The organism is Bacillus kwashiorkori, from assembly GCF_001375515.1.
GTDB lineage: Bacteria > Bacillota > Bacilli > Bacillales > Caldibacillaceae > Bacillus_BK > Bacillus_BK kwashiorkori.
Genome location: NZ_CTDX01000011.1, coordinates 116,138 through 123,235, shown reverse-complemented (window position 1 = coordinate 123,235; position 7,098 = coordinate 116,138). Strand labels below are relative to the sequence as shown.

The following is a 7,098-nucleotide window of genomic DNA, read 5'->3' as shown; positions in this document are numbered from 1 at the left end:
CTTGTAGATGAAGTTGATTTCAAAGGATCTGATCGTACAGTAAGAGCGTATGTTTCTAAACGAAAAAAGGAATTGCTTGAGGAAAGTGAAGAAGCTGCACTACCATTAGAAGCAAGACCAGGTGATGCACAAGTGGACTTCGGTGAAGCACCATTTAAAAGAAATGGTAGAGTTATAGATCTTCCGTATCTTGTTCTATCATTTCCATATAGTAATTCATTCTTAGTTCAGGTTTTTGAATCTCAAAATCAGGACTGTTTCTTAGAAGGATTAAAGCGATTCTTTCATCATTTAGAAGGAGTGCCAAAAAGAATCCGTTTCGATAACTTATCCCCCGCAGTGAAGAAAATACTCTCACATGGGAAGCGTGAACTTACAGAAGCCTTCGAAAAATTTGTATTGCACTATGGTTTTGAATATGAGTTTTGTAATCCTGGTGCTGGAAATGAGAAAGGCCATGTAGAAGCAATGGTTAAATATGTACGAAACAACTTCTTTTTACCTGAACGTAAGATATATAGATTAGAAGATTTAAATAGTGGGTTATGGACTGAGGTGGAGAATGATCGATTCCGTCCTCATTACGAAAAAAAAGAAGAGATTAGTAGATTATTTGAGGAAGATAAGGATGCTTTATTATATTTACCACCTAAAGAGTATTCGGGAATACGTTATGAAATATTGAAGGCTGATAAATATGGTTATGTACAAGTCGATATGAAAAGGTATTCCACTTCTCCTCGTTATTCTAATCAAAAAGTATTAGTAGGTGTAACCTATAATCGCATCGATATCCTTACGGATGATTATGAGGTAATAGTGAGCCATGAACGCCTATATGGGGAGACATCGAAGTCAATGAATTGGCAGCCATATCTATCGCTTATGGCAAAAAGACCAAATGCTCTAAAGTACACAACATTTTATAATCAGCTTCCTGAAATATGGCAAAAATACTTACATGAATGCACAATGGAGGAAAAGAAAAAGGCATTACTCTTATTATCTACGATATTAAAAGAACATCGTCTAGAGATGGCTACAGAAGCATTAAAAATAGCCTCTGAAGGAAGTCATCCATCTTCGGAAGCAATAAAACAAGTCTTTCATCAACTAGTTCATGGTCGTGGCCATAGACAAACACTAAAGTTGAAAACTAATGTTCCAGCTATGCCACCGGCAGAACGTGGAATGAGCCGATATGATGCCTTCTTTACTATAGAAAGGAGGCAAGCATGATGCAAGATAAGATTCAGGAATATGCCAAACGATTAAAACTTAGTTGGATTCGTGAAAATTTCCATACGGTAGATGTGAAAGATTCGCAAGAATATTTACTACATCTTTTTGAAAAGGAAATAGAGCAGCGCGAGGAGAGAAGAATTAATCTTCTACTAAAGGCGGCAACCTTGCCAAACGTGTCCGGCAAACCTTTCGACTGGAAAGACATCCAGCTTGGACAAGGCTTAAGTCAACAAAATCTTTTAAATGGTGATTTTATTGAATCAAAAGAAAATATGATTTTTTATGGCGGGGTTGGTGCAGGAAAAACGTATCTTTCCACACTAATCGGAATGAATGCCATACAAAAGTATGGCAAAAGAGTAAAGTTTTATACAATTGCCTCTCTCGCCAATGAACTGTTAGAGGCGAATGAGAAAGGAACGCTGAATAAGCTGTTTAAAAAAATTGAAAAGCTTGATTTATTGATACTCGATGAGCTTGGCTATATTCCATTGCATAAGCAAGGAGCAGAGCTCCTTTTCCAAGTGATTTCTCTGTGTTATGAGAAAAGGAGTATTATCATTACTACAAACCTCCAGTTCGGACAGTGGAACCATGTATTTGGAGACCCAATTCTAACGGAAGCAGTAGTAGATCGGTTGATACATCACTCCCATTTAGTACTTTTTGGGGGTGATAGTAACCGGATGAAAGAGTCGTTGGCATTAAGAGGTATTTAAAATTTAATGTTGGCAAGTGAACTGTAAAAAGGATTGCCGTTTTATACATTTTTCTCTTGCCAAATACATTTTTATCGGTATCTTGTAAAATTACTGAAGGATTTACCAAATTTAGATATTCATAGAAATCCAGATGTTATAAATTTGTACTTGCCTTGGTCGAAGATGATCCGAAAAGAATGTAGCATATAAAATGAAATAACCGTGAATCCGAATTGAAAAATCAGGATTTTACGGTTATTTGGCATGCGTACCCTTGAAGGTGCGCATTTTCTTATTTCGGGCTTACGTTGATACTGAACAAAAAAGTGAAATTTGAATGAAAAGTTAAGTAAAATAATAAAGGCGATGAATTATTTAATTCACCGCCTTTATCCTTATTCCTTAGAAAATTGTCTATTAAATATACCCATAATAGATTTAGATAAATTATGAATTTTCTTATCCTAAATCCTATTTAAATTTTGCGCAGCTCCTCTCATACAATATCCATAGATCTTTAACATTATTTTCTGCTGTCGTCCTTTTCAAGATCTAATTCCTCAGCGCTGTTATAACTCATAGTATAGGTTAGATAATCTGGTCTTAACCGTTTATTCTCATTAATCTTCAAACCATCTACCGATAATTCCTCAATATGTTCTGGGATTTGAATATAAATCTCATTTCTAATAGGTGCCTTGGATAAACTTTTTGATGCTGGTATATAGAATGTTAATATTTTTAATCCGAAGGTAAAACGTACCATTAATGGAAAATTACCATCTTTTGACTCCCAGCATTCTAAAATCACTTTAGAAAAGCCATTTCCCGGAACAAATGCAACATCCAAATACAAGGGTAGAATGTCAAATTCCCCTAACAACCATTGTGGAATATGCTTTAAATTATCTCTTCTATCTTTTGATAGAAATGGCCAAACCATATGAGTTAAACTTTTACATATATCTACAGGCCTATAAGGAAGTGGATCATTTATTTTGGCTCTGTTAAATTTTAATGTTGATTTTTAGGAGAAAAGTTCGGGAAACCACTTCTCACTGGTTTCCCGAACTATTAAGGGCGAAAAAACTCTTTATTTGCGGAGATAATAATCACTTACGAAGCATTTTATAAAAAATATAAATAACACCAAATACTAAAAAGGAATAAGCAATCACAAGTGACTGTTCAATCTCTAAAAAACTTCTTCCCTTTGCCATAAATAGGAGTATTATTCCACAAATAATCATTACAATTCCGATTAAATACCTTTGCATTAAATGACCTCCAATTTCATAAGGGATTAATAAAATATTTTGCCCTAACAAATGGAAACTACACAGTAAATTTTGACTGTCGCAAACTGTCATATGTGTCTGTCATCTCAAATACAAATGATGTTAATAGGAATTCTTTTATATGTTGATTTGTACTTTCGTTACTACGACTATCAACAAATAAAAACCAAGCAAGGTAATTGTCAAGATACTTTGTAGCCACACCTTTAAAACGGTCTATCCATTGTTTTAAGCGAGAATGAAGACCGTTGACATTTTGGATGTGATATAAGCCCTTAATAACGTGTTTGCCACCGTCTGATTTAATACGGTAATGCTCTAAACCTTTTTCTTTTGCATAGGTTTTGTAAGCCCTCCAAGCATCGGTTACAATTACGTTTTCTTTGGATAGTTTAGAACCAATCAAGGTATCGACTTTCGGTTTTACAATACGCCCCATACAAGCAACTTTGGAGATGGTTGCTTTTGTTCGGTCTCTGGCAACGAGGACACAAACTTGTTCGTGGCTGATTCCTCTGTGCTTGGATTTTCCACCACGTTTACGAGGTTTACGGTCAGTAATGCCACGTTGTCCCTTTTGAGAGTATAGGAAATAGGTCTCGTCAATTTCAACGATACCTTCAAAATGTTCAACATCCAATTGCTTTAAAGCGTTTAACAGTTTGTGTCTCCAATAAAAAAGCGTAACCCAAGTAACCCCTACGATTTCAGCGGACTTTCGGAGGGAATAACCTTTGAACATACAATCAACAAATGTAATCCATTCGTTTCCTTTTCGGGTACGGTACAAGACGGTATTGGTTGTATCAGTAAAGGTTTTGCTACAAGCCTTACAACGATAACGTTGGCGACCATTGTACTTTCCGAATCGAACAACGTGTTCCGATGTACAATGAGGGCATTCAAAACCTTCTTTGAAGCGAGTTTCTCTCATTTCATTGATTAAACGACCACCTGCGGAGGAAGAAGGTTCAACATAGCGTTTAACCCATTGATAAACTTGTTCTTTTTGAGTGTGTGGCAATTTATCAATATGCTTTAATAAGTTGCTAAACGCTTTGCTCACCTTGAAAACCTCCTCGAATGTTCGTTCTTGTGTTAATTATATCAAGTTTTTTGACAGGTATCAAATATCAACATTTGCCTTTAACAGAGCCTTTATTTTAAAAATAATATTTTTACTTTCATCATCATTTATAATTTCAAACCTGTCTTCTAGATCATCTAATTTAATACTCACGGTATTACTATCAGGAAGGTGTTCCATTGAATTTCCACCTTTTGGATTAGGCCTATATTTAGGTAATCCAACTCTTTTCCTTGCTCCTATAAATACTCTATCTAACATCAAGTAATTTGCCAGTTCATTTTCATGAACCCCGAAGTGATGCTCATTACAGTCATCACATTCATTGTAATTGAAGAGGATTCTATTACCTAAAGAGGCTGGTATAACATGGGCATCTTTCTTAAAAGTAACTTCTCCTTTTGCTTTTCCACAAAACATACATTTTCTGCTTTCCTTGTTACCAAGATATACAGCTTTTTGTTTTTCAGTATCTATTATCCTCACAGGAAAAGTAAAGGGTTCCATTATCGGTTTATAATGCACTGGATATCAGCCTCCAAACTTCATTAGAATCATAGTTTATTCGATTTTTAATAATATAATGAGGTAGTAAGCTGCCAACAGATGCAACCACTTTGTTCGCAATAGGTGTTTTAATTACATATTAGATTTATTGTTAATTATATTCTATAAACAACTCATCTTTAACTTCTTCAAAATAACTAGTAAAAGCATTAAGCCATACAATAATATGTTCCCCTTTTGCTTCACCTCTTAATCTAATTCCTCGTCTATTTATTTCTTTGTAAATCTCAACTGCGTTTGCTAGTAACTCAAATACTTTATCCACTCTCTGTTTAGAATTTAAATCCTTAAAGATATTTACTAACTCTTGACATGACCAAAAGTAATGTTGCCAACTCGCCTTTCTTTTCCATGATTCACTAGCTTCCGCCGGGCTAGAAGCATTAAAGAGGGTTTTAGCGAATGTAGGGACATTTTCAGGATCTGATACTAATTTCTCTAGTAATCCCTCCTCGCTAATTAATTCAAGTTCGTCAGGGTATATTAAACTATTTAATATTTCTATCGACCAAAATCTTGGCTTTGGAGTTCTTGGACCATCATTATCTGTCTCATCAAATGACATTGGATCAAATAAGCGTCTATTATTAAATCCGCCACTTGCAAAACCATCCAAACCAAAAGGAAATTGTAATATTGCTGCATAAGAAGTATAGCCGTCTATTACTATATAATCATTTTGTTTTAGTCTAAATGTAATATCACATAAACCTTTTATATATTCTAAATCCTTTGGTAAGATATCACTGTTACCATCTGTGTTTCCAAATACAGTATAGAAGCCATCTACATCTAGACCAGTTAAAGTGTTAAGTAACTCGTATCTAAATTCTTGGTTACTTATTATTGAACTAGAGCAAGCAACAGTTAAAAGAACATCATTATGAATTTCATGTTCTCTTTTCCATTCTTCACCAATCGTTGATAGCTTAATAAGCTGTTCTAGCCATGCGTTATTAAATTGACTTATATAGTTACATGGAATTATATAAGTATCCACACCTTGCTGAAGTTGAAAATCAAGTGCCTCATTAACTAATTGTTCTAAAGTAATATCATCCTCTAATGCATATGTAGAGTCTACTATGTCACCATAATCGTAACCATCACTATGTTGAAATTTTGGGTTATAAATCTGGGGGTCAATAATAATTCTTGGGTGAGGTGTAATACTGTTATATTCCTGAATATACTTTTCTAACTGTTGAACCTTTAGGTGACGAGGACTGAAAATTACCCCTCTTCCAATACCTAGGGACAGTAACTCTTTAGCGGTTTTTTGATCCTGATGACCAAGTTGATAATAAAAGCTAGGTCCCGAATATGATCTCATATAAAATCACACCCTATTTCATCTGCAATTGATTTTAAATTACGAATAGCAATGTTTGGATTTCTAAAGCGTTTAAAAGGCTCCAATTGTGTCATTTTATATATATAGTTTCCTAGCGATGAATGAACCATATCTTTTTCAAGTTTAGGTGATTGAATACTAAGCATTCTTTGTAGATTATCATCAAATGAAATGCTTTCTTTCCATATTGGGTGGACACCTGTAACCAACTCATATGCAATTAATCCTAATGAATAGATATCGCTTCTGCAGTCTATAAAGGTCTTTTTATTTAAAATCTGTTCCGGTGCGCCCCACTTAGGTGTACAGAGACCTATAGGCAATTGTGTTTGTGTGATGGTTTCTAACTCCAAATTTCTAGCAATACCAAAATCGATAATAACAGGATCACCGTTAGAGTTTATCATTATATTTGCGGGCTTTATATCACGATGTACTACCTTATGTTCCCATATATCCCTAAGTCCAAATAATAATTTACCAAGAAAAGGTATTAATTCTTGCTCTTTCATTGTATCTTTATTCTCCATTACAGTAGCAAGATCAGGACCGTCGACAAACTCCTCTACTATATAAATAATTGAACCTTGTGCAGTTACCCTCTGATTAAATTCTATTAAACTTGCAACATACGGTGAATCAAGTTTCATCATTACTTCAATCTCTCTTCTCAACCGCTCAATATTTGCATGTGGATTATAAATCTTTAACGCTACCTTATTTTTATCTTTATCTTCAGCTATAAAAACAGCTTTTTGCGCACTTGGCCTTAATCTCTGCTTTATACTGTATTCTGGTAGTAATGCCTGAACTTCACCAGCGCTAATATCAAAAACCATTCCCATC

Annotated in this window: 8 protein-coding genes; 2 read left to right on the top strand and 6 right to left on the bottom strand. The window is 34.6% G+C overall.

From position 1 onward, the window contains the following. Together istA and istB are read left to right on the top strand one after the other, a co-directional pair. Positions 1-1,239, top strand: a 1,239-nt coding sequence (gene istA, locus BN1242_RS03225; RefSeq protein WP_062351211.1) for an IS21 family transposase, incomplete at its 5' end; no start/stop codon positions are given. Beyond that, complete coding sequence (gene istB / locus BN1242_RS03220) at positions 1,239-1,964, top strand: IS21-like element helper ATPase IstB (RefSeq protein WP_062351209.1); 726 nt, start codon at positions 1,239-1,241, stop codon at positions 1,962-1,964. The genes istA and istB, both read left to right, overlap by 1 nt. 505 nt (positions 1,965-2,469) lie before the next feature. On the opposite strand, the gene BN1242_RS03215 is transcribed toward istB, so the two are convergent. From BN1242_RS03215 to BN1242_RS03195, 6 genes are all read right to left on the bottom strand, one after another. Next, entirely contained in the window at positions 2,470-2,889 is a 420-nt protein-coding gene (locus BN1242_RS03215) for a hypothetical protein (RefSeq protein WP_062351208.1), read from the bottom strand. 169 nt (positions 2,890-3,058) lie between these two features. Then, positions 3,059-3,223 carry a hypothetical protein gene (locus tag BN1242_RS13615; RefSeq protein WP_155986770.1) on the bottom strand — a complete coding sequence of 55 codons (165 nt, stop codon included), beginning with the start codon at positions 3,221-3,223 and terminating at the stop codon, positions 3,059-3,061. A gap of 58 nt (positions 3,224-3,281) precedes the next feature. Then, complete coding sequence (locus BN1242_RS03210) at positions 3,282-4,310, bottom strand: IS1595 family transposase (RefSeq protein ID WP_031538861.1); 1,029 nt, start codon at positions 4,308-4,310, stop codon at positions 3,282-3,284. Between the two features lie 60 nt (positions 4,311-4,370). Beyond that, positions 4,371-4,856 (bottom strand): HNH endonuclease, encoded by a 486-nt coding sequence (locus tag BN1242_RS03205; protein ID WP_062351207.1) that lies wholly within the window; start codon positions 4,854-4,856, stop codon positions 4,371-4,373. Between the two features lie 133 nt (positions 4,857-4,989). Then, positions 4,990-6,231 carry a hypothetical protein gene (locus tag BN1242_RS03200; RefSeq protein ID WP_062351205.1) on the bottom strand — a complete coding sequence of 414 codons (1,242 nt, stop codon included), beginning with the start codon at positions 6,229-6,231 and terminating at the stop codon, positions 4,990-4,992. Next, on the bottom strand, positions 6,228-7,091 hold the full coding sequence (locus BN1242_RS03195) for a serine/threonine-protein kinase (protein WP_062351204.1): 864 nt from the start codon (positions 7,089-7,091) through the stop codon (positions 6,228-6,230). Before BN1242_RS03195 ends, BN1242_RS03200 begins: the two co-directional genes overlap by 4 nt. Positions 7,092-7,098 lie beyond the last annotated feature (7 nt).

Excerpts from the sequence above, each read along its gene's own strand:
- istB (WP_062351209.1), top strand. The coding sequence starts at position 1,239 with ATGCAAGATAAGATTCAGGAATATGCCAAACGATTAAAACTTAGTTGG.
- BN1242_RS03215 (WP_062351208.1), bottom strand. The coding sequence starts at position 2,889 with ATGGTTTGGCCATTTCTATCAAAAGATAGAAGAGATAATTTAAAGCAT.
- BN1242_RS13615 (WP_155986770.1), bottom strand. The coding sequence starts at position 3,223 with ATGCAAAGGTATTTAATCGGAATTGTAATGATTATTTGTGGAATAATA.
- BN1242_RS03200 (WP_062351205.1), bottom strand. The coding sequence starts at position 6,231 with ATGAGATCATATTCGGGACCTAGCTTTTATTATCAACTTGGTCATCAG.
- BN1242_RS03195 (WP_062351204.1), bottom strand. The coding sequence starts at position 7,091 with ATGGTTTTTGATATTAGCGCTGGTGAAGTTCAGGCATTACTACCAGAA.